Origin of the sequence: Evansella vedderi, assembly GCF_030813435.1 — a bacterium.
Taxonomy (GTDB): Bacteria; Bacillota; Bacilli; order Bacillales; family Salisediminibacteriaceae; genus Evansella; species Evansella vedderi.
The window spans coordinates 202,413-229,052 of record NZ_JAUSUG010000001.1; the positions used below are offsets into that span (position 1 = coordinate 202,413).

Genomic DNA, 26,640 nt, shown 5'->3' on the forward strand with positions numbered 1-26,640 from the left:
GGGACATCGTTTTGTCCTAGCTTCTTTTATAGTGAATGGGTTTTGTTACGTTATATTACAAACAACTTTCAATAATATTACAAATATTCTTGATAAAATTTGATTCATTCTTTTATAATGTCTGTAATAGGAAATAATTGTCCGATCCGTAAAGTGTCGTTTGTATCGAATACTAAATACGATTGTTATAGGGGGTGGAGTAGTTGAATATTGCTATAATAGATGACGATCCTGCTGTTAGAAAAATATTAAAAAACATTGTGGAAGATAATGGGATTGGCAAGGTTATTTTTGAATATGAAGATGGATCCTATGTTGATGATGTAGAATTTTATAAGAAAGAAATAAATGTGATAATGACCGATCTTATTATGCCAGTAAAAAGTGGGATTGATGGCATAAAGGACTTACACAAGAAAGACTATAAGGGCAGTATTATCATGCTTTCTCAAGTGAAAGACAAACAATTTATCGGAGAAGCATATACTCTTGGTATCGATTATTTTATTAACAAACCAATAAACATAATTGAAGTTGTAAGCGTTTTCAATAAAGTGAGGGAAAAGCTAACTCTCCAACAACTCGTAGAAAAGTATGAAAGGGAGAAATTTAAATCACTTCTCACAGCTACGGAATTAAAAATCCTCAAACTAATTAGTCTAAGATTAACTCAAACAGAAATTGCAGAGCAGCTTTGCATCACCCTTCAAACTGTAAAAAATCATATCACAAACATACTTAAGAAAACGTCTTCGTTTAATAGCAAAGACGCAGCTCGAAAGGCGAAGGAAATGCAGTTGATCTAAAACAATATCACACTCCGATTAGTGATCGTAAAGGGACGGTTCTCATTCGCCTTATTTAGTAGTAATTCTAATTAGGGAGAATGAGAACCGTCCCTAATTAACATCCACTAGCTTGCTTGTTTAAGTACGGTTTGTTGCTTTTTCTTATAAACTACTTTCGACAACGTAATGCTTAGTTCGTATAATAGGATTAGCGGTGCAATGACAATGATCGCAGAAATAAAGTCTGGCGGGGGAACAAGGGTAGCCACTATTGTTAATATTACATATGATATTTTCCGTGTTTTCACAAAATTGTGTGGATTAAGAATCGCGTTTCATGAATGCTTTATGAGACAGGTAAGTGGCGTTACCATTACGTTACGCGTTCCATGAAAGCTTTATGAGACAGGTAAGTAACGCTTCCATTACGTTACGCGTTTCATGAAAGCTTTATGAGACAGGTAAGTAACGCTTCCATTACGTTACGCGTTTCATGAAAGCTTTATGAGACAGGTAAGTGGCGTTTCCATTACGTTACGCGTTTCATGGAGGCTTTAATGAGACAGGAAAGTCACGATTCCATTACGTTACGCGTTTTATGAAAGCTTTATGAGACAGGTAAGTACGTTTCCTTTACGTTACACGTTTCATGAAAGCTTTATGAGACAGGTAACTATGCTTCTGGTACGATACATGTACCATGAATTTGTTTATGAGACAAGTAAACTTCTAACTAGTCTTCCATTTTCTTTTCAAAATAGAAGAAGAGTAAAATAGACATTTTGGGAGGTACTCCTTTTTCATGCTTAAAAAGCCTTGGTATATAAGGGCATAAATTTATGAAATTCATTCAAATAGTACATAATACTTTCCGCGAAACTTTTTCGATAAAACTGGAATGTTAGATTGAGTAATAAAATTTTCATACTCCATGGTGCAAATTTTCACTTGCATAGAGGTCTACCTTTAAATTTTCACAATGATTTCCTACTCTACCTTTATTTTTTCAAAAGGCAATTGAACATACATATAAGTACCCTTGGCACCATCCTTCACTTGAATACTTCCACCTAGCTTTGTCACAATTTCATGAACATAATATAGCCCAATCCCAGTAGACATCGTTCCATCAGATTTAAATTTCGTAGAATACCCTAATTGGAAAATATAGGGCTTTTCCTGATCAGGGATTCCAGGGCCGTTATCCTTCATATGAATCGAAAATGTATCGTCCACTCGATATACTTCCACTTCAATTTTACCTGTAGAATCAATCGCTTCCACAGCATTCACAAGCAGGTTTTGAAAAATTGGCAATAGCTTCAGAATTTGGACATCATAGTCATTTGGCTCAATATACTTCGTAAACTCAATGTCCTTTTGTAAATGAAGACTATACTTTTTATTCGAATTGATAACATATTGAACTAATTCTTGGATATTCATCGTATCATGAGCTATTTTATTCGTAATTATTTGCTGTAAGCCTGCATTGATGCGATGGTAGTTTTTCTGCAATTCATGAACTTCACAAGTAATCCATAAAACATCACCAGCTATTTTTTGATTTTCTGGAAAACGAGAGTTCTCAAGCCTTCTAACCGTTTCCTTGCAAAAAATGGTTAGTTTCTCAATGTCTTTTATGGAATTTTGCAATTGAATGGTTTCACCGTATAAATCAGATAAGATAGCTAACATTTTTTCATTCTTTGCTCTCGTCGCTTCTTCATTCACTTTTGCTTCGCGAAATAATAAAAAGGTAAAAAAGCCAACAGCAGCAGAGCTTCGAATGAAAGCAATAAACATGATCATATGTAAATCGGAAAATTGGACAGAGAAGTCAGTGATCGTTGCTCTTACTTGTAGTTCAACGACATTGGAGAGAATTTCGATGATGATAAGTAAACCAGCAGCGAGAAAAACGGAATTGCGATGCTTTCTTACTTTACAGATAACAAATAACAAGGAATAAGTAATATAAAAGAAAAATGCTGGGAAATGGATACAAAAGGAATCTAGCATATTTTTTCCCACAAGTACATCCAAGCCAATCCGGAAAAATACAACAAAGGACCCAACACAAACACCTACTAGGAGAGGGGATATATCCTTTCTCCAAAGTAAAATAAAGGCAAAAAAGATCACCGCTAGACTAAAACGAAAAGCGTGGTCAAACAAAAATATTCTCCATTCTCCTAATATTGCGACAGCTACCATAACAATGAGAAGAAAACGAACTTGTTGTTTCATAGAGAATCATGCCCATTTCTATTAGAGTCTATTGTTACTATATTACTAAGATAGCAAAGAAACGAAATGAATTTTGTCGTATTTTGACGAAAGGTACTATAAATATTTTGGACTTACTCTCTAGAAGAGACTTCTGTATCATTAAAACTGTAAATGTATTTCAATATTCGTAATATTTTATATTTTGGTCATTTCGAAGGTTAAACCTTCGTTATTATTAAGAATAAAAAAATATGGGGGGATTATTTTGAAAAAGTTTGGTTTCTTATTAGGAGTTTTATTTGCATTCGCTATGGTTCTTGCTGCATGTGGTTCGGACGAATCGACTGGTGGCGGAGATGACTGGGTAAGTGATGTTACAATCTTAACTGGTGGAGAAGCGGGTGTATATTTCCCACTAGGTGTTGCAATGGGAGATATTATTGACGCAAACGTGGATGGAGTTAGTGCTTCCGGTATTGTAAGTGGTGCCTCTCTTGTAAACGTAGCTGAGCTAAACAAAGGCGAAGGAGAAATGGCATTAGTTCAAAATGATATTGCGTATTTTGCAATAGAAGGTACTCAAATGTTTGAAGAAGATGGTCCATTATCCGGTTTCCAAGGAGTAGCTACTCTTTATCCTGAAACAGTACAAATTGTAACGACTGCTGACACTGGAATTGAAACAGTTGCAGACTTAGTAGGAAAACGTGTTGCGATTGGTGACGTTGGTTCTGGTACAGAAGCGAACGCAAACCAAATTTTAGCAGCTCACGGAATTTCTTACGACGATATTACAGTCGAATATATGGGCTTCGGTGACGCTTCTACTGCACTTCAAGATGGAAACATCGATGCTGCATTCGTAACAGCGGGTACACCAACTGGTTCCATTCAGCAATTAGGTGCAACGGTAGATGTACGTATCGTTAGTATCGAGCAAAGTGTGATTGACGAGATTGTTAGTCAATATCCTTACTATACTGGTGTAACAATTAGTGCAGACACGTATGATCTTCCTACAGATGTAACAACGGTTGCGGTTCAAGCGATGTTAATCGTACGCAGCGACTTACCAGAAGATCAAGTATACGAAATGACAAAAGCAATCTTTGAAAACCTAAATGTTCTACAAGATACACATGACAGAGGTCATGATATTACGGTAGAAACTGCTCAAGATGGTATGTCCATTGAGCTACACCCAGGTGCTAAGCGTTTCTATGATGAGCAATAAATCAACGTTTTATCCGAAAAGGACATTGCTGCGAAGCAGTGTCCTTTTCAAAAGAAAAAGGGTTGCTATGTTATATCTTACTATCACACTTTTCCTTCTTGTATTATTTGCTTCTTTTCATGTATCAAGCCCTTATCTTTCCTTAGTTATCGCAGGTCAAGGGGAAGAAGTTTTATGGAAAACAGATATTCAACGAGAGGAATGGTTTTCTCATCAATACACTCACTCTGTTGAAAAATCACCGGTAATTGAAAAATTTAAGGTGAATGAAGCTGGGGAGATCGTCACAATGGAAAGCTGGACGAAGTCATTTGGTGCAGGAATGCCGTTCGAACAACAAGGAACGGTGGAAATGAAAGATGGGTTTTATATATTAAAAGATTTAAATAGACCGATACATGGTGGATTATTACAAATGAAGCCATCTTCCTTGTATCCTCACACATTTCAGTTTCGGGACGAGGAACTACTTTTATCCGAAGCCCCGTTTAAAGGGAAACGGCTAAAAATTAAAGTAATTCCAATGACATGGTTTGAAGTGGTTTCACATCCATTCATGGAAGGTAGTGGATTCAAATCCTTAATGATAGGTAGGCAATAATTTTGAAGGGAGTGATTGGAAGGTGGAAGACAAACAAAAAAAAGCACTATTAGAGCTTGAAGGAAGCGATCGACACCTTAGAAAAGGCTGGGCTGGAATTGTTTTAGTAGTAAGTGTATTGATGGCATCCTTTCACCTTTATATTGCAGGATTTGGTTTCCTCCCAGGAATGGGGTCAAGAGAGTTTCTCGTACTCCATTTAACATTAGGTTTAGTATTAGTTTTTCTTATTTTTCCCATAAAAAGAGGGCTAGGTCAAGTTACCATTCCTTGGTATGACTGTTTGATTGCTTTGTACGCTGTTTATATAGGGTTCCATATTATGACGAATCAAACAGCAACCCATATTTTAAACAGAAATCCAACCGACTTTGACTTATTTATTTCTTTTTCCCTTATCGTATTAGTACTAGAAGCAACGAGGCGTGTAGTAGGGAAGCCATTAGTAATCATTGCAGGTATTTTTATTTTATATTTCTTCCTCGGTGAATATATGCCAGGACAGTTTTATCATAGTCGTGGGGATCTAACGAGATTTTTACACGAAATGGGCTATACTCGAACAGGTATTTTTGGAACACCTATTTATGCGTCTGCATTATATGTTTTCATTTTTATCTTGTTCGGTGCAGTACTTGAATCGACTGGTGCGGGAAAAATGTTCATTGACCTCGCGCTACGGGGATTCGGCCGGTACAAAGGTGGCCCTGCGAAAGCCAGTGTTGTTGCCAGTGGTATGCTCGGAAGTATTTCGGGGAGCTCCACGGCAAATGCGGTTACAACAGGAACATTTACGATCCCATTAATGAAACGGGTTGGGTTTAAGCCACATGTTGCCGGTGGAGTAGAGGTGGCAGCTTCCTCCAGTGGACAGTTCCTCCCGCCAATCATGGGGGCTGCAGCCTTTATCATGGTAGAGATGACGGGGATCCCGTATGTTGATATTATCAAAAGTGCGTTAATACCAGCGATACTCTGTTATGTAGCGATTTTATTTATGGTGCATTTTGAAGCATCGAAAAACAATATTCGTGGGATGGACAAAAGCGAGCTAGTTTCTGGAAAGAAGCTACTCGTTCAGCAAGGTTACTTAATTGTTCCAGTCCTCGTGTTAATTTATTTTTTAGTTTTCCAAGGAAGATCCGTGTTTTTCGCAGCCTTCTTCGCGATCATGTTATTGTTAGTATTAGCCTTCTTCGCTCATAAATTTAAAGAGCGAATTGGCCGCAGCTTGATTTACGCAGGAGTGCTCTTTGCTATCGCATTTGGAATGGAGTTTATTTTAGGAAGCATGGATCAAAACTTTATTCGTTGGCATTCGGAAATTGCGATGATGGTAGTACTAGGAACAGTGTTAGCTCTCGTTTTTGCATTAATGCAGAAAAAATATAATATTGAGGCAGCGCCAGTACGGTTTGGGATAAAACAATTGCTGGAAGGCTTTGAATTAGCAGCACGTAATTCCTTATCGGTAATCGTTGCCTGTGCCACAGCGGGAATTTTAATCGGGGTCCTTCAATTATCTGGTTTATCAACGAAGTTCGTACGTATCGTAACTGGTTTTTCCGCGGATTTAACGGCGTTAATGCCATCATTCTTGGTTACAGATAATACACAATTATACTTTGCGTTAATCCTATCATTGTTTGCATGTTTGTTATTAGGTCTAGGACTACCGACAACAGCTACGTACATTATTTTAGCTGCAATCGTAGCACCAGTGTTAGTTCAGTTAGGATTACCCGTTTTAGCAGCACACTTATTCGTGCTCTATTACGGAGTGTTGGCAGATGATACACCGCCAATAAACTTGCCGGCCTATGCTACCGCGGGGATTGCCAAAGCTGGACCTGTCCGAACAGGTATCCAAGGCTTCAAATACGATTCCGGAGCACTACTTTTACCATTTGCATTCGCCATGAACCCAACCATCTTACTCTTAACAGATGACCCATGGTTTATGGTCGTAAAAAGCATCATCACAGCGTTACTGGGAATTATCGCATTCTCATCCTTTATCCAAAACTGGTTATTACGAGACTACACAAAAGTAGAACGAATCGGAGCACTCATCACGGCACTCATGCTCGTACACTTCCACTGGATAACGGATATCATCGGAATAACCATATTCGCAGTCATCATCACAACACAATACCTAAGCTCTAAACAAAACAAACAACAATCACAAATCGCACTTTGAGATGCCTGTCACCGCCCGAGTTATTAGATGAGTACTTGCAGTATTACAGATGATCACGGCTACATTGGGTTATGTGGAAAACAGTGTTAGAAGGTTGTGAAGACGGGTCCTTGGAAATACGTTAAGCAGCAGCGAATTTACAGCAAAAATATGCACCAAACGATAACGTTATATCTGCTTACGGAAAACTAAAGGGGGATTGAAGAAGGAGAAAGTGGTCATATAACTTTGCAATATTTTATTGGAGTAATGATATCCCTTGATAAAAAAGAGATCGTCAATAAATAATGACGATCTCTTTAATATATATTGATTTATCCAGTATTTTTCATGAGGCCTTGTCTCGTTAAAACTGCTTTGAGAGACTGATGTGAAATGGTTAAGCCGAATTTCGTATCCCACTGTGATTTTGTGACAATTTCTCTTACGGAATATTTCATATGGGTAAATTCAAACTGAATTCCTTTTTTATCACTTAAATCTTTTAAAATTTCTTCAAAGCGATGAACTGCTTCTGAATCGATAGAATTGACGCCGGACATATCAAAAATAATGGATTTAATGTTCGTCCTTTGTTGTATTACTTCTTCCAACTTTTTTTCAAAGTGTGAAATGTTGGCGAAATATAAAGACGAATCGATACGCAAAATTACAGTTCCAGAATATGTTTTTCCATTAGGAATTCGATGGATATTTTGAAACGCATCCTTCTGTTCTATGTATCCCAACTCCACAATAAAAGGATCAGGATTCGCAGTGCGGTGAAGGACTGTTATTAAAGAAAAGATTATCCCAACTAAGATACCAAGCTCTAAGCCGATGATTAAGGTGGAAATAAAAGTGACAACTAACATCCACCCATCGGTCTTTTTCATTTTAAAAAGGTGCTTTGCTTCCTTAAAATCCACAAGCTTATAGACTGCAACTAGTATAATGGCTGATAAAGTTGCGTGAGGTAGATAATAAAAGAATTGAGTGAAAAATAATAAAGTAATAATTAAGAATACAACAGTAAAAATAGAAGCTAACGGAGTTTTAGCTCCTGATTGATAGTTGACAGCTGAACGAGTAAAGCTTCCTGTAATTGGATAACTAGAAAAGAATGAACCAATGATATTAGCCAAGCCAATACCTTTTAACTCTTGATTTACATAGATTCGATAATTCTCTTTAGCAGCGATAGATTTAGCTATGGCAACGGATTCCATAAATGCAATAAATGCAATGGTTAGAGCTGTAGGTAAGAGTAATCTAATAGATTCTAAGGTAAAGACTGGTGCTGAGAATCCAGGCAAACCACTAGGGACGGACCCAACAATTTTTACACCTTGTTGATCTAGGTTAAACCAATAAACGGTTAGCATGGAAACAACGACAACAATAATGGATGTTGGAAATTTTGGAAAGTACTTTTTTAATATTACTAAAGCGAAAATACTTCCCAATGCTAAGGAAAGGGTATAAAGATTTGTATTATTTATATTTTGAGCTGCTTCAAAAGCAACTAGATAAAAATACATACTAGATTGTAAATCAATACCTAAAACATTTTTTAACTGACTAAAGGCGATAATAATGGCTGCAGCAGAGATAAAACCACTAATCACAGCATGGGAAAGGAAATTAAGTAGTACTCCCATCTTTAGAATTCCTAATAAAAAATGGATTACCCCAATCATAAAGGAAAGTAATAGGACATAAGAAACATATTCAGGTGATCCTGGTTCCGCTATTGTGGAAACCCCAGATAAAACTAATAATGATATTAATGCTACAGGACCGACTGCAAGGTGCTTAGAAGAAGCAAAGAGTGTATAGATGATCACTGGTATAGTTGCTGCGTATAATCCCATAACTGGAGGGAGACCAGCTAACATTGCATAGGCCATCCCTTGAGGAACATACATAATAAAAACGATTATCCCTGCATTTAAGTCGTCATATAGATCCCTCCGTTGATAATCCTTTATCCAGTTTGCAGCGGGAAGTATTCTATTTAACATGGATAATTTCGCCCTTTCTAATAATAGTAATCACATCATAACACACTTTTATCCATTTTGGTTAAAAGTGTGTTGTTATTTTATTAGACTTTAGATAAAATGTTAAAAAATAAGGGCACCATGAGATTTTAATTAACTAGGAAACGTTTAAAGAGTCTGTTCAAGAAGGGGCTGTTTTTCCCCGTTTGAACAGACTTGAATGCAAGACACTTTTTGAACACTCTCATAAAGTTTTATATAAGGAATGAAGATATAATTGTATTAATACTAAAAGTTACATCATAATTTATCTAGCTTTCAATTTAAGGGGAAAGGAAGGTGTCGGTGAGGTGTTAAAGGAGTTTCTTGAAGATCAAAATGCTAAAAATAAACTAAAAAAATCCTTGTATAAATTAATACACAAAAAAGGAATTACATCGAAAATTGATTTTTTAAATGAAATCAATGTACCTCAAACAACATTAACTCGTATGGTAAGTGAACTTGAGGAAAGGGGACTAATCCGGTCGAGAGGGTATGGGGAATCAAGTGGGGGAAGGCCGCCTGTGCTATATGAAGTTGTGCCGGATACCGGTTATGTTATAGGTATTGAAATATCTAGAACCCATGTCAGTATTACTTTACTAAATATTATGTTTGATGTACTTGGTCAGATACGTTTTACACTGACAAAGGACCATACACCTAAGATAACTATTGAAAAAATAATACATAAAATAAACGCTTTATTAGAGGAGCATTCCATAAAAATTGATTTATTATTAGGTATTGGAGTTGGAGCTGTTGGACCGTTGGATAGGGAAAAAGGCATTATCTTAAATCCAGAGGGATTTCTCGCAGATGGTTGGGAAAATGTTCAAATAGTTTCTATGCTACAGTCGGAATTTTCAGTTCCAATATTCTTAAATAATGGAGCAAACACGGCCGCTTTAGCAGAATATGAAATACAGGGATTAGAGGAGGAAGATATTCTGTATTGTATAAGTGGTTTTGGCATTCGCTGTGGTTTTATTAGTAAGGGAGCTTTTCTAAATCTTCGCGAAGGAGATACAAGTTCCTATGGTCACATCATTATTGAACCAAACGGAAGGAAATGTATTTGCGGTAGAAAAGGGTGTTTAAATGCTTATGTATCATTTGATGCAATTTTTAAAGCTATAGAAGAAACCAATATCTCGCCTCCTTTAAAAATTAATATGATTGATGAACTGTTGGGGCTTTTAAACAACGATTATATTTTAAAAAAATTGTTAGAATCGGCTTATTACTATGGGATTGCAATTGCCAATATGGTTAATATATTACATCCAACTACCGTTGTCTTACATGGAAAATTAATTTATCAATCCAATGAATATTATAATGAAGTTATTCGTGTTGCCAAAGAACATATTTATTCCACAAAGAGAAACCAAATCATGATTAAGAAGGGAAGCCTGGGAGAGGACTCTACTGCTATCGGAGCTGCAATGCATGCATTTCTCAGTTTATTTAAAAATTAATCACCCGATAAAAAATAGTATTTACAAGATTATTTATGATCAAAACAGTATCATAATAAAATGGAGTAAGTATTAAGTTCCTTGTAGTTAAAGGTAAACACCACTATATCATTAATGTCTGCGACCACTACTCAAGCCAAATTGAATGGGGAAGCATAATTTAAGTCTAAATAAATAGTAAACTAAATAAGTAAAAGAGTACCAATTAGGCTATTAAATTATAATAACAGTAACTCGCTAAAATAACATATATCCTTGAATGGTAATTAAACTTATAAAACTATACCAATATGTATACACTTATTTTTATATTTTAAAACTAATACTATGCAATTGAAAAATATACCGTCCAGATGGTATAGTTAAGACGGAATTTTTTTGAAAGGAGAATAGAGTGAGTAGAACTTCTAGAAAAGTCGAAATACTTCATGCAGCATCTAAAATTGTTAGTCAAAAAGGTATATTCAATTTAACTTTAGAGGCTGTTGCCTTAGAAGCGGGGATTAGTAAGGGTGGTTTATTGTATCATTTCCCTTCAAAAGAAGAATTGGTTAAAGGAATGGTTGAGCATTTAGCAAATAATTATAGGGAAAAGATAGCAGGTAATGCAAGCATGGATCCAGTTGAAAAAGGTAAATGGATCCGTGCTTATGTTGATGTAACATTTAATCAAGTATATGCAAATAAGGATATGCATTCTGGGTTGTTAGCTGCAAAAGCAGTGAATTCTGACTTGCTCGATCCGATTCGTGAGTTATATACTGAATGGCAAAGCTCGATTGAAGATGATGGAATCGATCCAGTTAAAGCGACAATCATTCGTCTAGCAACTGACGGGATTTGGCTGGCTGAGCTTTTTGATATCTATCATATAGGGGACGAAAAGAAGGACATGGTTTATAAAACGTTAAAAGAATGGGTAGATGAATAGATATGAAAATTAGTCATCCAACTGGGTGACTAATTTTTTTTTTATTTTTTTTGATTAAACAAAAAACCTTGATGTCATAAACGTTAAAGGCAATAGAAAAGTACAACTAGGGATATGAAGTTTTTTTCTTGTATGCAATCGACTTGCACACATTACCGTCCGGATGGTATAGTTACGTTTGTGATTTAGTGAACCGTCTGGATGGTTTAGTAACGGTGTTATGTATAAGAAAACGTAAGGTAAAGATAGAGGAGGAGACATGATGCAAAAAGTTTTACTAACAGCGGCAGTGACAGGTGCAGGAGATACAACGAAGAAAAGCCCACATGTCCCTGTTACACCAAAAGAAATAGCAGAAGCTGCGATTGAATCTGCAAAAGCTGGAGCAACAGTTGCTCACGTTCATGCGAGAGACCCGAAAACGGGAGGGATCAGTCATAACGTTGATCATTATCGCGAAATCGTTGATCGAATTCGTGAATCGGAAACAGATGTCATTATTAATATTACATCTGGTGGTGGTGGTGACTTTATCCCAAGTTTAGCTACACCAGCAGCTGGAGGGAACGGAACAGATATTCAAACCCCAGAAGAGCGTCATGAACCTGTTGGAGAATTACTTCCTGAAATGTGTACACTTGACTGCGGAAGTGTGAATTTTGGGGATATGGTTTATCTAAGTCCGACGGATTGGCTGCGCCAACAAGCGAAATTAGTCCAAGAATGTGGCGTTAAGCCGGAGTTGGAATGTTTTGATACAGGGCACATTCGTTTTGCTAAACAACTAATTGATGAAGGCTTGGTTGATGGCGATCCAATGTTCCAGTTTTGTCTCGGTATTCCGTGGGGAGCAGATGCAGACGTGGAGACAATGTTATATATGAAGAGTCGACTTCCAAAAAATGCGCACTGGTCCGCATTTGGGATTGGTCGGATGCAAATGCCAATCATGTTGCAAACGGCCATGTTAGGTGGAAACGTACGAGTTGGTTTAGAAGATAATTTATATCTTGATAAGGGTGTATTTGCTCGCAATGACCAATTGGTTGAAAAGGCAGTGAGCCTCATGCAAAACAACGGAATTGGGGTCATGACTCCAAAAGAAGCACGTGAACAATTTGGATTAAGAAATCCACACGGAGGTGGTAACAAGTGAATAACAAAAGTCATGGAGTAAAACAACTTGCTGTTATCGGTACAGGTGTAATCGGAAACGGTTGGATTGCGCGCTTTTTAGCTCAAGGGTACAAGGTCCTTGCATTTGATCCAGTAGATGGAGCGGAAGAGAGAACGCGTAAGGCAGTATCCCATGCATGGCCATCATTAGAAAAGTTAGGCTTGGCAGAAGGGGCTTCCCAAGATCGTATACGCTTTGCTTCAACAATAGAAGAGGCAGTAGCAAATGCGGATTTAATTCAAGAAAATGTTCCTGAACGTGAAGAGTTAAAGAAAAATGTATTAGCAAGCATTGATCAATTCGCAAAGTCAGAAGCAATAATTGGATCTAGTACTTCAGGAATAATGCCAAGTGTATTACAGGAAGGTTTGCAACATCCAGAACGGTTTATCGTTGCTCACCCATTTAATCCGGTCTACATTTTACCACTTGTTGAACTTGTTGGCGGAGAATCAACGAAAGCGGATGTGATTGAAAGAGCGAGCGACTTCTATCAATCGATTCAGATGAAACCGTTAGTTATTAACAAGGAAATTGAAGGACACTTAGCAGATCGATTAATGGAGGCGCTGTGGCGCGAAGCCTTACATCTTGTTAATGATGGTGTAGCTACAACAGAAGAAGTTGATGCGGCTATTATTTATGGTGCAGGACTGCGTTGGGCACAAATGGGGCCATTTTTAACGTTCCACTTAGCTGGCGGAGAAAAAGGTATGCGTCACATGCTAGATCAATTTGGTCCAGCCCTTAAACTTCCATGGACGAAATTAGATGCACCTGAGTTAACAGACGAGTTAAAAGAAAAGGTCATTGAAGGCTGTGAAAGTCATGCTGGTGATGTGTCGATTGCAGAACTTGAACAGAAACGTAATGAATTTTTAGTTGAATTACTTGATCTAGTCGAAAAATATTGGCCAGAATCTAACAATCTAGTTACGAAATAAGAGGTTGGGAGGGATTAGATGTCTTTTCGATATCAAGAGCGCGTACGCCCTGAGTGGGTAGACTACAACGGTCATATGAATGATGCAGAATATGCAAAAGTGTTTAGTCTAGCTGTTGATTCATTTATGGATGATATCGGCTTAGATGAAAAGAGCCGCAATAGTCTTAACTATACAATTTTTACATTAGAAACACATCTTTGCTACTTACAAGAAGCACACGTTGGGGAAGAGTTAACGGTTGAGTTGCAATTACTTGATGATGATGCAAAGCGCTTGCATGTATTCTTCGTTATGAAAAATAGTGCTGGTATAGAAATTGCCACTAGTGAACAAATGTTAATGGGAATGGATACTGCGGAGGGCAGACCCGCTCCTTTCCCTGAATCAGTGGCAGCCAATATTGAAACGTTACGAAACGCACATGAACATTTAGATCCCCCAAAACAAGTAGGTAGACAGATCGGAATCAAAAAGCGATAAGGCTGTTACTTGTGCGTATAAAAGAGGAGAATGTTTATGAATAAGATTGAAGTAACTGATTTAACGAAAATCTTTGGTTCTCATCCAAAGCAAGGGTTAAAAAGTTTAAAGAATGGTGAACAAAAAGCTGATATTCTGAAAAAAACTGGGATGACTGTTGGGGTTAATCAAACGTCATTTTCAGTACAAGCTGGTGAAATTTTCGTAATCATGGGTCTCTCTGGAAGTGGAAAATCAACTTTAATTCGTCTAGTCAATCGTCTCATTGAACCTACGGATGGAGAGATTCTTATTGATGGAGAAGATATCACGAAGATGGATAAAAATACGCTCATTGAAACGAGGCGTAAAAAATTAGCCATGGTATTCCAGCAATTTGGATTGTTACCCCATCGGACAGTATTAACGAATGTTGCCTATGGGTTAGAAATTCAAGGGGTTGATAAAGCCGAACGAGAGAAAAAGGCTTTAAAATCAATTGAAGATGTTGGCTTAAAAGGATATGAAGCAAGTTACCCAAACCAATTAAGTGGTGGAATGCAGCAAAGGGTAGGACTAGCTCGGGCCTTAGCAAATGATTCTGATATTTTATTGATGGATGAAGCGTTTAGTGCGCTTGACCCACTTATTCGAAAGGAAATGCAAGATGAACTTCTTGATCTTCAAAATAAGCTTGGGAAAACGATTCTATTTATTACCCATGATTTAGATGAAGCATTAAAACTTGGTGATCGAATTGCAATCATGAAAGACGGCGAGATTGTCCAAGTTGGAACAGCAGAAGAAATTTTAGAAAATCCAGCAAATGAATATGTATCGAACTTCGTCAAAGACGTCGATCGTTCAAAAGTTTTAGAAGCTTCGCATGTCATGAAAAAACCAGGAGTGCTACTAAGTTATAAAGATGGTCCTCGAATGGCCGTTCGTAAAATGGAAGAAGCTGGAGTATCTAGCATTTTCGTTGTTGACAAAGAGAATAATTTCAAAGGTTTGTTAACCATTGATGATGCGATTAAGGCTTATAAAGAGAACATCCCGATGGAAGATGTACTTCTTGATACGGTGCACTTCGCTAGTCCGACGACACCACTGAATGACTTAATTGGTATTGCTGCTGAAACAAAATATCCAATTGTTGTGGTTGAGGATGGAAAGCTAAAAGGTATTATTTCACGTGTATCGATCCTATCAGGATTGGTTCTTGGTAAAGAAAAAGATGAGGTGGTATCATCATGAATTACTTCTATTTCCCGTTAGAGGATTGGACGAACCACTTTGTTAATGAATGGCTGCTCCCAGTCATGAGTGGGTTCTTTAATAGTATTAGTACAGTGCTTCGTGCGTTTATTGAGGGAGTAACGAATCTATTAGTCGTCGTCCCCCCAGAAATTATTATGATTCTATTAGTCTTACTTTCTTGGAAAATAGCAGGAAAAGGACTAGCTTTGTTCACGTTAATTGGTTGTATTTTTATTGGTTCCGTTAACTTGTGGGAAGCTGCCATGCAAACTGTTTCAATTGTTCTTGTGTCAACGTTTTTATCAATTCTGATTGGAGTACCACTAGGGATTCTTAGTGCGACGAATAAGGTAATTGAAAGAATGATGCGACCAATATTGGATTTTATGCAAACATTGCCTAGTTTTGTTTATTTAATCCCTGCAATTTTGTTATTTGGTCTAGGTGGGGTACCAGCTGTCATTGCGACATTTGTGTTTGCGACACCACCAGCTGTACGCATGACGAATTTGGGGATTCGACAAGTACCAAGTGATGTAGTAGAGGCTTCAAGAGCATTTGGTTCAACTTCTCGTCAATTACTGCTTAAAGTCCAGCTGCCATTGGCTTTACCAACAATCATGGCAGGAGTGAATCAAACGATGATGTTAGCTTTATCGATGGCTGTTATCGCCTCGATGATTGGAGCACCTGGACTAGGTTCAACCGTTTTATCAGGAATTTCAAGGGTCAATGTCGGTCTTGGATTAACAGGTGGTTTGGCGATTGTTGTGTTAGCTATTATTTTAGATCGTATTACACAAGGTTTAGCGAAAAAAGCGTAAAAGAAAAAGGAGAGAATATCAATGAAAAAGTTTTTACTAGGTTCAATGATGGCTATGTTAGTAGCGGCATCCATTGGGTGTTCATCTGAAGAACAAGCAAGTAGTGAAGCGGCAGAAGAAAGTGGAAATGAAAATGGAGAAACGATCACATTTGGTGTAACACCATGGACAAGTACAGTTCCACCAACTCAAATTGTTAGTCTTATTTTACAAGATATGGGATATGAAGTCCAAGAAACTAATGCGGATGTTGGTAGTGTTTTCATGGGGCTATCTCGTGGTGACTTAGATGTATTCATGGATGCATGGTTCCCAATGCACCATGTTCATATGGAACGTTACGGGGATACTCTTGTTGATACAGCTGTTAGTTATCCTGAAGCGGAAACGGGATGGGTGGTACCTAATTACATGGAAGATATTAATACAGTTGAAGATATCATTGGCAATGAACACTTGTTCAATAATGAAATGTTTGGAATAGAAGAAGGGACAAGCGCTCAAGGTGAAATTAACGAAATGATTGAGGAGTTAGGTCTAGATATTACACAAATCAACTCATCTGAAGGCGGTATGTTAGCTCAAGCTCAACGTCTGATGCAACAAGAAGAACCAGTGATCTTCTTCGGTTGGAGACCACATACGATGTTCAACAAATTTGACATCAAAGTGTTAAGTAACGATGCAGGTTTCTTTGAGACTTCATCTGTTCATGTCATTACGAACCATGAATTGCAAGATAGAGCACCAGATGCTTTTGAATTTCTAAGCAACTGGAATATCTCCATTGATGATGTTGAAGAATTGATTGTAAAGATTGAAGAAGAAGGACAAGATCCAGAGGAAGTTGCTCGTGAGTGGATCGATAACAACCAAGATAAAGTCAATGAAATGATCGGTAACTAATAAAGAGGTCTGTGTCTAGCTGTATAAACGGTCAGGCACAGACCCTTTTACTATCTATTGTGAGGTGCTAAAAATGAATGAAAATACGGAAGTTCTAATTGAGAGGGATGTTCCTTGTACAGTTAGAGACGGCGTGAAGTTATATGCGAATATATATCGACCTAATAAGGCTGGAACGTATCCTGTGTTGCTAACTCGTTTGCCATACAACAAAAACCTCCCAGATTTTTCCCATCGTTACATTGATCCAATTCGAGCGGTTCTAGCAGATTATGTTGTTATCATTCAAGATGTCCGGGGGCGCTTTGCATCGGAAGGCAACTTTGAGCCTTTTGTTCAAGAGGCAGAAGACGGGTACGACACGGTTGAATGGGCAGCTAGGTTGCCGTATTCGAATGGAAAGGTTGGCATGTTTGGTCTTTCTTATTATGGCTTCACCCAGTTGTATGCCGCAATCGAACAACCACCATCATTGAAAGCGATTTTTCCAGCGATGACCGGGAATGACCTGCGCGATGGTCTTTTGTATCGGAGTGGCGTATTTGAGTTAGGATTATTTGAAACGTGGATGCTTGATTCGGTAGCACCTGATTATTTGAAACGAAAGCAAGGCATAGATAATGAAGAAACGATGAAACAGCTCAATCATGATCTAAATCATATTGATGAATGGTACAAGTATGTTCCAATCAAAGACTGGCCGCCATTAACGAAGCATCCTGATATAGGTGATCTGTTTACTCAATATACAAACCAAGAATTATCGAATGACCTTTTTGAGAGAACTAGCTTTAAAGAGGATTTAAAAAAATTAGATCTTCCGGCGTTTCATTTAGCCGGTTGGTATGATTGCTTTTTAGGACCTACGTTAACGAACTACGAAGAAATGAGCAAGAACGAGAAGGGGAAAAGAAAGCAAAAATTGATCATTGGTCCTTGGGGACATGGAATGTTTGAATCTGTGAATGGAGAACGCTTTTTTGGGGTCAATAGCTCAGGACATTCCATTGAAGGAAAAAATGATCTCACATTGCTTCATCTTAAATGGTTTGACGAATGGTTAAAAGAAAAGCCCACGTCCGTGATGGAAGAAGATCCAGTCAAAATCTTTGTGATGGGAATCAATGAGTGGCGATTTGAAAAAGAATGGCCAATACAACGAACAGAGTATATCCCTTATTACTTACATAGTAATGGAGATGCAGCGAAGGGCATAGCATCCGGAGGGTTAGATGAGACTCCTACTAAGGAAGAGCCAACGGATCAGTTTATATTTGACCCGAAAAAACCGGTTCCGACTAAAGGAGGAAATCCATTATTCTATCTAGGGTTAAACAGTGGTCCACTTGATCAAAGAGAGATTGAAAGTAGAGAGGATGTACTTGTCTATACTTCAGCTCCAATGGAACAGCAACTAGAGGTAACGGGTCGAGTGAAAATGGTTCTTTGGGCAGCGACTGACGCACCTGATACAGATTTTACGGTAAAACTAGTTGATGTATTTCCTGATGGAAGAGCGTACATTTTGACCGATGGAATTGTTCGAGCGAAGTACCGCGATGGTTATGAGGTGAAACCTGAGTTAGCTGGTGAAGTCGTGAAATATGAAATTGATCTTTGGGCGACGAGCAATGTCTTTTTACCTGGGCATTCCATAAGAATCGAAGTGTCTTCCAGCAATTTTCCTCGGTATGATGTTAATCCCAATACTGGCCAAAGCCTTATAGAAACAACAGAATCGAAAAAAGCTACTCAGACCATTTATCATCAAGTGGATTATCCTTCTTATCTATTACTTCCAGTAATTCGATAGCCCATTTCTATGATAGAGGAGGTCTTAAATAACTTCGGTGAACCGTATCACAAGTGATGGTAAAGTTCTGTTGTTAGATGAGAAGTAAAAAAAAATGAATAATCTAAAGTCGGATTAGCAAACTGTACCGATGTTCGGTAGTCAAGTAACGGATTGGTACAATTAAAAGTTGCTCCTATTTCACAGCTCAAAATAAAAAAGGCATCGCTCCATTCCCTGAAGCGATACCCATCGAACTATATTAAGCTGTTTTCCCAACAAATGCTTTTTCTTTATTTTCTGATCGTTCCACCACGACAGAGCCTGTTGCGTCCCCTAGTACGTTCGTTGCCGTTCGGAACATGTCTAAAATACGGTCGATGGCTGCTACGAGGGCAACACCTTCAATTGGCAATCCGACGGAAGTTAACACCATCGTTAACATAATCAACCCAGCTCCTGGAACACCGGCAGCCCCAATGGAGGCGAGCGTTGCCGTTAGCATTACAATACCAATGTCTAAGAACGATAGGCTGTGTCCAAAGAATTGGGCGATGAAGATAACTGCAACCCCTTGGTAGATCGCGCCACCATCCATGTTGATCGTTGCACCTAATGGTAGAACAAAGCTGCTCGTTTCTTTAGAAACCCCTACGTTTTCTGTCGCATTTTTCATCGTGAGTGGTAAGGTTGCCGCACTACTGGATGTGGAGAAGGCAACCGCCGCTGCAGGCGCCATTCCTTTGAAAAACTGCAAAGGACTGATTTTTCCAAGTGTCTTCACAGCCAAGCTGTAAATCACCGCAACATGAAGAATACATGCGAGCGCTACTGCTAAAATAACCTTCATTAAAGGCATTAAGATGGCTAAACCGTAATCACCAACGATCGGAGCCATGATCCCGAATACCCCGATTGGAGCTAATTTCATGATGGCTCCCGTGATGGTGAACATAATCGTGGAGAACCCGTCAAAAAAGGCTTGAACTGGCTTCGCTTTTTCCCCCACAACCGTAATGGCAATCCCAACGGCTACGGCGAAAAAGATGATTTGTAAAATGTTTTGCTCCGCAAGAGCGGCGAATGGGTTGGTTGGAATAATGTTCAGTAATGTGGCGATCACGCCATCTGTTTCCCGAACTTCCACAGAACCTGCTTCAGGAACAGCAACATTTAAGCCCACTCCTGGTGAAAAAATAAATCCAGCTAGTAATCCAAGGGTTACTGCGAAAAATGTCGTTCCTAAAAAATAAAGAATGGATTTCGATCCTAATTTCGCTAGTTTTTTCGGATTCCCAAGGCTGGAAACCCCAGCAATAAGTGTCGCTACGATTAATGGCCCGATAATGAACTGAATGAGTCGTAGGAATAAGTCCCCTAAAGGCTTTACTGCTGATATGGCGTTTGGAAAAAGAAGACCAAGTACAATAGCTAAAGCGAATGCGATCAAAATTTGATTCAGCAAACTTAATTTTTTCAAGCAAATCATCCTCACTGTTTTAATAGTTAGTCTGTTTTCTAAATAATGTTGTTTTTAAACTATTATGATATGGCTTGGATACACTACAGGCGGACGCTTTCCGCTGCTCCAAGCCTATCGCGAAAAAACAACAAAGTTTATGAAAACAGCAAATGGTTATATAGTGGCATCCTTTGGAAGGATTGGTGCTTCTTCTTGTACGGTTTCGGGATATTTAATTCCCATTCCTGTGTTTAGGCAAAGGACGCGGTCTTCTGACTTGAGCCAGCCTTGTTCCTTTAACTTGCGAACGGCTGCAAAGGTAGCGGCACCTTCTGGACAAATAAATGCACCTTCCTTTTGCGCAACAAGCTGTTGCTCTTTAAGAAGATCCTCGTCACTAATGGCAATCGCGTAGCCTTCTGTTTCATAGATTGCCTCTAATACTAGGAAATCACCAAGGGCTTTCGGTACGTTAATGCCAAATGCTTTCGTTTTTGAATCTGGCCAAAAATCAGAAGCTGCTTTTTTCTCTTGGAACGCTTTCACAATGGGTGCGCATTCCTCTGCTTGAACAGCAACGAGTTTCGGCAATTTGCCTTTTTCAATCCAACCGAGGGCCATTAACTCTTTCAAAGCTTTGAAGATTCCGATAATTCCAACGCCACCACCAGTAGGGTAGAGGATCACATCGGGAACCTCCCAATTTAACTGTTCACAAATTTCTAAGCCCATCGTTTTCTTTCCTTCAATTCGATACGGCTCCTTTAACGTGGATGCCTCGAACCATCCATGCTTATGGGCAGACTGTCCAACGATTTTCCCAGCATCACTGATTACTCCATCCACAAGATGAAGGTCTGCACCAGATATATAGACTTCTTTTCTCGTAATAAGTGGTGCATCGATCGGCATGATAATATGAGACTTCATTCCTGCTCGTGTAGCGTAAAGGGCCCAAGCAGCACCTGCATTTCCATTCGTTGGCATCGCTATCTCCTTAATGCCAACTTCCTTTGCCTTCGAAACACCAACAGCGGAACCGCGAGCCTTAAAGGAACCAGTTGGAAGGAGCCCCTCATCCTTCATCCAAACCGTTGTCACATCATATTCCTTTTCCAATACTGGCATATGTAAAAGTGGAGTCATTCCCTCACCTAAAGAAACGACATTCTCTTCCTTTGTTACCGGAAGAAGCTCATGATAACGCCAAAGGGTAGGGGCTCTACCAATCAAATCTTCTTTTTTCAGGTTGTTTTTCAGGTCGTCCAAATCATAGTTCACTAGAAGAGGGGAGCCACACTCACACAAATTATTCTTCTCCTCATGAGAATACGTATTCTCACACTTAGGACAATAAAGATGATCAATATAACTGTACTTCATAACCAACATCCTTTCTTGGCGCCTGTCACCACTCAGGTTTTTTCGAAATCGTTGCATGGGGGCTTCACTAATATAAGAGAATAACCGTCCCCATGTGTCAACCATATGTCCAAGCTAATCCGCTTCCCTATAATATAATAAATCATATCAGTTTACTTGGTTTAAATTTATATGGAAAATTATAGTTTGTCAAGAAGAATTAAGAGACAGTTACTACTCGAGTAATGCTCCTATTGGGATTGCCAGTAACCAAGCCGATGTGATGCATTGGTTTATGCGACATGGGGAGAGTATGGATTCCTTCAGGGCAGCGGTGAAATGGAAGGTGGAAGTAAGGGCTCCAACTCCGGTATGGAAGGTAGGGGATTTTTGGAGATAGCTGTCTTATATTCTAACATTTAATAGCGGAACAAAAGAGCAAGGCGCCCGCCATCAACGACACTCTTATGTGCGACGAGTAAACGCTGGAGCACTCTTTACCTGTGCCGAGTAACCACAGGCACATTTGACTCGGCCAATGAAGCTTGAAGCAAGACAACTTGCAGTTTACTCAGTGAAGTTTTGCTCGTCGCTGAAACTAGGCGATTTTCCAGCCACAGCTATCCACTTTCAAAAAAAATATAGTTTCTTAAACAATGAAAAAAATTGCTCCTTCAAACGAAGGAGCAATTGCACCAAAATAGTAATAGATGTAATAACAAAAAGACTACTTTGGTATCAACAGATTTTCCCTGGGGGAAGCTGGAATGACCCATTCATACTTTTGTCTTTCTGTTGTAATATATTCTGGCCAACGGAAGTGGATTGGAGGCTCATATTCACATAATGGATCAATCCATTTTGATCCGTTAATTCCCCCTCCTGTCCTTTCTATAAATTCCTGTTTTGCTTTTTCTAACACATCCTTTTTTGTTAATAGATCAATAATTGTAAGTCCAACTGTACTAGAAGCACTAACTATCATTGGATCTATACATTCTCGTATTCCTCCTAAAGTATTCATTACCCATGTTGGATAATGGAAACCTTCCGGAGCCTTTAATGCAGGCCTTCCGACATATAACCTAACAGTTGGAGCGTGCCAGCAGTACTCTGTATAGTCATCTGAGGTAAAGTGCTGTTGCCAGGAAGGAAGAGTAGTTCTTAACTTAGCTTCAGCTTCTTGTGGATGGATTACTGATTCAATCTCCTCCAAAAATGGTTCTTTCATAGGTTCTAAACCTAGATTTTTTTGTATCTTCTGTGCAACCTTGATAGCTTCCTCATTAAACTTCGGAGCTCCAACTTCTTTTAAGTTTTCGTAGGTAAGTTCAGCCATTGTATGGTTAGCTAATCCCATCCTTGATTTTGTAATCCAGTCACGTTTCCAACTACAATGAGCCGATCTTGCTGCACTTTCCGCATTTTGATCAAGAACATGTAAAACCTGTTCTGCCATTTCAATAGTAGGGACACGAAGAAAATAATAAATCTGAGACATTTGGGAAGGAATATTATCTGCAGTAGCTTGCCCGGTGTTTAAAATTGTTTCATTCATGGACCAACCCATATTATTTGAAAGCATATGTTCCTAAACTACGGCCCATGGTGACTGTCTCTATGAGTTTAAAGAATAGATGGACTTTTCCACCTATGAATTATTAGGCAAAGCCAAATAGGAATTACTTGAAAATTAAAAATTATTTACATATACTTAGTTTAGGCATTGAACGAACAAAGTGGAATGAAAAAATTGATTCCCATAATTTAGGGATCGCAGGGCTTCTTGTCATGATTAGTTAGAATATGGAGGGTTGAAAAAATGCAAAAGGTTGTAGTAACAGGTGGAAGTGGTTTGCTTGGTCCAGCGGTTATAAAAGAATTTTTAGAACATGGTTATGAAGTCATTAACGCAGATATTAAGTATCCAAAAGAAGCACTTTGCAGGACAGTCATAACAGACTTAACGAATCTGGGTGAAGTATATGGGGTATTAGCAGGTGCTGATGCAGTTGTTCATCTTGCAGCTATTCCGGTAGCATACTCACATCCTAATGAAGTAACCTTTCAAAATAATGTCATGTCCACTTATAACATTTTAGAAGCTGCAGGTAATTTAGGGATTAAAAAAGCGGTAATATCTTCAAGTGAGTCTTCCTATGGTATTTGTTTTTCAAAGCAAAATTTAAATCCTCAATATGTACCAATAGATGAGGATCACCCGCAATTGCCGGAAGAAAGTTATGGTTTATCTAAGATTGTAAATGAAAAAACAGCTGATATGATCCATCGCAGAACGGGGATGCAGGTAGTATCATTCCGATTGGGAAATGTCATATCTCCTGAAATGTATAAGAATTTTCCTGGATTTATCCATGATCCTGAACAGCGAAAAACCATTTTGTGGAGTTATATTGATACACGAGATGCAGCGACTGCTTATCGATTAGCCGTTGAGGCAGACGGACTTGGTTCTGTTGCCCTTAATATTGGGGCGGATGAAACAAGTATGGATATTGAGAGTAAACAATTAATGGAAACATGCTTCCTTGATGTAAAAGACTTTAGAAAAGATTTATCAGGCTTCGACCCTCTGTTAAACAATGAAAAGGCTAAGAAGCTCTTAAATTGGAAGCCTATTCACAAATGGAGAAATTATGTAAATCTATAATTCTATTTTGATAAATTTTAATAAAAGGAGAGACAAACAAAATGGCTAATATACAAGATACAACCACATTACATAATGGTGTAAAAATGCCATGGCTGGGCTTTGGTGTTTTTAAGGTTAAAGATGGAGAGGAAGTTGTGAATTCAGTAAAGACGGCTCTTGAAGTTGGCTACAGAAGCATTGATACTGCCGCCATTTATGGAAATGAAGAAGGCGTCGGCAAAGCGATTACTGAATCCAATGTTCCTAGAGAAGAACTATTTATCACCACAAAAGTTTGGAACGCAAATCATGGCTATGAAGCTACTCTTGCAGCTTTTGATGTGAGTATGGAGAAGCTGGGTTTAGACTATTTAGACCTATATTTAATTCACTGGCCCCTTCCTTCTCAAGGCAAATATATAGAAACATGGAAAGCGCTTGAGAAGCTGTATAAGGATGGACGTGTTCGCGCCATTGGTGTAAGTAATTTTAAAATTCATCACCTTGAAGAGATCATCGCAAACTGTGAAATTACCCCGATGGTCAATCAGGTTGAATATCATCCGCGATTTAATCAACGAGAATTACATGATTTTTGCAAAAAGCACGCCATCCAGCTTGAAGCATGGTCTCCATTAATGCAAGGAGGAATGCTTAATGAACCAACCTTGATTGAAATTGCAAAAAAATACAATAAATCAACTGCCCAAATCATTATCCGCTGGGATATACAAACGGGAGTAGTGACGATTCCGAAGTCAGTAAAACCTCACCGTATTGCTGAAAATGCAGATGTATTTGATTTTGAAATTTCACAGGAGGATATGGACAAAATTAATGCTTTGAATAAGGACCAACGTATGTTTGCGGATCCAGATGATTTTGATAGAGTATAGGTTTAGTATATTTCCTTAAATATTCCCACATAGTCCCAAGTCATCTCTTTTTAGCTAACTCGTATCAAGGGGTAACGGTGATTACGGTCACTGAAATGTACCGCCATTGAATTCCCCAGGGATGAGGTGAGGAGTATCGTGACTTCATTCTGCTGGGGGAATCAATTTTACGTGTGAACATAATATACAAGAATAGATAAAGGCACAACAAGCAGTGAAAATCCGCTAGTTGTGCCTTCTTTCGCGTAAAACTTCCGATTGGCCTTTATAGAATCGCCTCTCGATTTTCCAGGCGCCTTTCGCTTTTCCTGCTACCGTGAAACATTTCGTGTAACAAGAATTTTCCGGTGGTGGCACCGTTACTCTGTTTTCCCAATAACCTTATCAGCCAATTCCAGGTATATCCTTCCGATTGGATGATTTTCGTCATAGATGGATGGGGCGAAGTTATCTTCATCTATTTCTGGTTGTCCTAGTGGGATTTGGGCTAATACTTCACTGTTTAAATCTTGAGCCAGCTTATGTCCGCCACCTTTTCCAAAGATATACTCCTTTTCGCCGCTAATCTTATTTTCAAAATAAGCCATATTTTCTACGACCCCAAGTATTTCATGTTCGGTTCTAATTGCCATGGCACCTGCACGAGCAGCGACAAATGCTGCAGTAGGATGAGGTGTCGTAACAACAATTTCTTTCGACGTTGGCAACATGTCGTGAACGTCAAGTGCCACATCTCCTGTTCCTGGTGGCAAGTCAAGGATGAGGTAATCTAGATCATCCCACTCCACCTCTGAGAAGAAGTTATTCAGCATTTTTCCAAGCATAGGTCCACGCCAAATAATTGGAGAATTATCGTGTACAAAGAAGCCCATAGAAATGACTTGTACACCAAACCTTTTGACAGGATAAATCCGCTGTCCAGAAACCTTTAACGATTCTTGAATTCCCATCATATCAGGCACACTGAAGCCGTAAATATCGGCATCAATGATTCCTACTTTCTTCCCTTTACGGGACAACGCAGTCGCAAGGTTTACGGATACAGTGGATTTTCCTACTCCACCTTTTCCACTTGTAACAGCGATAAATGTGGTCTGATCTGTTTTTTCTAAAAGAGATTTTTTCTCTTCTGTAGCTTGTCCGCCATGTTTCTTTAATTCTTCATCAGACATTTTTTCAAAACGAAGTCCTACAGATTCAGCACCTGCTCCCTTTATTGCATTTACTACTTGTTGCTGAAGGGCCATTTGCTCTCCTGACCCTGGCTGTGCAATTGTCAGCTTAAGACTAACCATATTCTCCTTAATCTTAAGTTCTTCAATGGCATCTAAGTCCACAAGGTTTTTCTTTAAGTGAGGCTCATTTACGCTCTTAAGGGCATTTAGTACTTGTTCTTCTGTAATCATTA

General features: G+C 38.7%; 21 protein-coding genes. 15 read left to right on the forward strand and 6 right to left on the reverse strand.

What is annotated here, in order from left to right; genetic code table 11:
- Positions 1 to 203 precede the first annotated feature (203 nt).
- The gene (locus J2S74_RS01065; RefSeq protein ID WP_307320737.1) at positions 204 to 806 is read left to right on the forward strand and encodes a DNA-binding response regulator; all 603 of its coding nucleotides are present in this window, start codon (positions 204 to 206) and stop codon (positions 804 to 806) included.
- A 969-nt stretch (positions 807 to 1,775) separates the two neighbouring features.
- On the opposite strand, the gene J2S74_RS01070 is transcribed toward J2S74_RS01065, so the two are convergent.
- Positions 1,776 to 3,038 (reverse strand): sensor histidine kinase, encoded by a 1,263-nt coding sequence (locus J2S74_RS01070; RefSeq protein ID WP_307320739.1) that lies wholly within the window; start codon positions 3,036 to 3,038, stop codon positions 1,776 to 1,778.
- A gap of 247 nt (positions 3,039 to 3,285) precedes the next feature.
- On the opposite strand from J2S74_RS01070, the gene J2S74_RS01075 reads away from it, so the two are divergent.
- The 3 genes from J2S74_RS01075 to J2S74_RS01085 all read left to right on the forward strand — a co-directional run bounded on the left by J2S74_RS01075 (position 3,286) and on the right by J2S74_RS01085 (position 7,058).
- A complete protein-coding gene (locus tag J2S74_RS01075; protein ID WP_307320741.1) occupies positions 3,286 to 4,254 on the forward strand; it encodes a TAXI family TRAP transporter solute-binding subunit in 969 nt (322 codons plus the stop codon).
- A 67-nt stretch (positions 4,255 to 4,321) separates the two neighbouring features.
- A complete protein-coding gene (locus J2S74_RS01080) occupies positions 4,322 to 4,855 on the forward strand; it encodes a DUF1850 domain-containing protein (protein ID WP_307320744.1) in 534 nt (177 codons plus the stop codon).
- Positions 4,856 to 4,877: 22 nt separating this feature from the next.
- Positions 4,878 to 7,058 (forward strand): TRAP transporter permease, encoded by a 2,181-nt coding sequence (locus tag J2S74_RS01085; RefSeq protein WP_307320746.1) that lies wholly within the window; start codon positions 4,878 to 4,880, stop codon positions 7,056 to 7,058.
- Positions 7,059 to 7,372: 314 nt separating this feature from the next.
- On the opposite strand, the gene J2S74_RS01090 is transcribed toward J2S74_RS01085, so the two are convergent.
- A complete protein-coding gene (locus J2S74_RS01090; protein WP_307320749.1) occupies positions 7,373 to 9,061 on the reverse strand; it encodes a SulP family inorganic anion transporter in 1,689 nt (562 codons plus the stop codon).
- A gap of 329 nt (positions 9,062 to 9,390) precedes the next feature.
- Here J2S74_RS01090 and J2S74_RS01095 point away from each other — a divergent pair, with 329 nt between their 5' ends.
- From J2S74_RS01095 to J2S74_RS01135, 9 genes are all read left to right on the forward strand, one after another.
- Positions 9,391 to 10,563 carry an ROK family protein gene (locus J2S74_RS01095; protein WP_307320751.1) on the forward strand — a complete coding sequence of 391 codons (1,173 nt, stop codon included), beginning with the start codon at positions 9,391 to 9,393 and terminating at the stop codon, positions 10,561 to 10,563.
- Between the two features lie 394 nt (positions 10,564 to 10,957).
- Positions 10,958 to 11,494 (forward strand): TetR/AcrR family transcriptional regulator, encoded by a 537-nt coding sequence (locus J2S74_RS01100; RefSeq protein WP_307320753.1) that lies wholly within the window; start codon positions 10,958 to 10,960, stop codon positions 11,492 to 11,494.
- Positions 11,495 to 11,753: 259 nt separating this feature from the next.
- A complete protein-coding gene (locus J2S74_RS01105) occupies positions 11,754 to 12,650 on the forward strand; it encodes a beta-keto acid cleavage family enzyme (RefSeq protein ID WP_307320754.1) in 897 nt (298 codons plus the stop codon).
- Entirely contained in the window at positions 12,647 to 13,615 is a 969-nt protein-coding gene (locus J2S74_RS01110) for an L-carnitine dehydrogenase (RefSeq protein ID WP_307320756.1), read from the forward strand. Before J2S74_RS01105 ends, J2S74_RS01110 begins: the two co-directional genes overlap by 4 nt.
- Positions 13,616 to 13,633: 18 nt before the next feature.
- Positions 13,634 to 14,098, forward strand: coding sequence for a thioesterase family protein (locus J2S74_RS01115; RefSeq protein WP_307320758.1), 465 nt, complete (start codon positions 13,634 to 13,636; stop codon positions 14,096 to 14,098).
- A 36-nt stretch (positions 14,099 to 14,134) separates the two neighbouring features.
- The gene (locus J2S74_RS01120; RefSeq protein ID WP_307320760.1) at positions 14,135 to 15,334 is read left to right on the forward strand and encodes a quaternary amine ABC transporter ATP-binding protein; all 1,200 of its coding nucleotides are present in this window, start codon (positions 14,135 to 14,137) and stop codon (positions 15,332 to 15,334) included.
- Positions 15,331 to 16,161: an ABC transporter permease gene (locus tag J2S74_RS01125; protein ID WP_307320761.1), complete on the forward strand. Its 831-nt coding sequence runs from the start codon at positions 15,331 to 15,333 to the stop codon at positions 16,159 to 16,161. Before J2S74_RS01120 ends, J2S74_RS01125 begins: the two co-directional genes overlap by 4 nt.
- A gap of 21 nt (positions 16,162 to 16,182) precedes the next feature.
- Positions 16,183 to 17,067, forward strand: a complete 885-nt coding sequence (locus tag J2S74_RS01130; RefSeq protein ID WP_307320765.1) for a glycine betaine ABC transporter substrate-binding protein — start codon at positions 16,183 to 16,185, stop codon at positions 17,065 to 17,067.
- A gap of 73 nt (positions 17,068 to 17,140) precedes the next feature.
- Entirely contained in the window at positions 17,141 to 18,880 is a 1,740-nt protein-coding gene (locus tag J2S74_RS01135; RefSeq protein WP_307320768.1) for a CocE/NonD family hydrolase, read from the forward strand.
- A 241-nt stretch (positions 18,881 to 19,121) separates the two neighbouring features.
- Here the strand turns inward: J2S74_RS01135 and J2S74_RS01140 are convergent, their stop codons facing one another.
- The 3 genes from J2S74_RS01140 to J2S74_RS01150 all read right to left on the reverse strand — a co-directional run bounded on the left by J2S74_RS01140 (position 19,122) and on the right by J2S74_RS01150 (position 23,241).
- Positions 19,122 to 20,339 carry a dicarboxylate/amino acid:cation symporter gene (locus tag J2S74_RS01140; RefSeq protein WP_370875915.1) on the reverse strand — a complete coding sequence of 406 codons (1,218 nt, stop codon included), beginning with the start codon at positions 20,337 to 20,339 and terminating at the stop codon, positions 19,122 to 19,124.
- A 156-nt stretch (positions 20,340 to 20,495) separates the two neighbouring features.
- Complete coding sequence (locus J2S74_RS01145; protein WP_307320774.1) at positions 20,496 to 21,704, reverse strand: threonine synthase; 1,209 nt, start codon at positions 21,702 to 21,704, stop codon at positions 20,496 to 20,498.
- Between the two features lie 706 nt (positions 21,705 to 22,410).
- Positions 22,411 to 23,241: a zinc-binding metallopeptidase family protein gene (locus J2S74_RS01150; protein ID WP_307320776.1), complete on the reverse strand. Its 831-nt coding sequence runs from the start codon at positions 23,239 to 23,241 to the stop codon at positions 22,411 to 22,413.
- Positions 23,242 to 23,505: 264 nt separating this feature from the next.
- On the opposite strand from J2S74_RS01150, the gene J2S74_RS01155 reads away from it, so the two are divergent.
- Both J2S74_RS01155 and J2S74_RS01160 read left to right on the forward strand, forming a co-directional pair.
- Positions 23,506 to 24,354: an NAD-dependent epimerase/dehydratase family protein gene (locus J2S74_RS01155; protein WP_307320778.1), complete on the forward strand. Its 849-nt coding sequence runs from the start codon at positions 23,506 to 23,508 to the stop codon at positions 24,352 to 24,354.
- Between the two features lie 41 nt (positions 24,355 to 24,395).
- Positions 24,396 to 25,232, forward strand: a complete 837-nt coding sequence (locus J2S74_RS01160; protein ID WP_307320781.1) for an aldo/keto reductase — start codon at positions 24,396 to 24,398, stop codon at positions 25,230 to 25,232.
- Positions 25,233 to 25,591: 359 nt separating this feature from the next.
- Here J2S74_RS01160 and salA read toward each other — a convergent pair whose 3' ends face one another.
- On the reverse strand, positions 25,592 to 26,638 hold the full coding sequence (salA, locus tag J2S74_RS01165) for an iron-sulfur carrier protein/transcriptional regulator SalA (protein ID WP_307320784.1): 1,047 nt from the start codon (positions 26,636 to 26,638) through the stop codon (positions 25,592 to 25,594).
- Between the last annotated feature and the right edge of the window lie 2 nt (positions 26,639 to 26,640).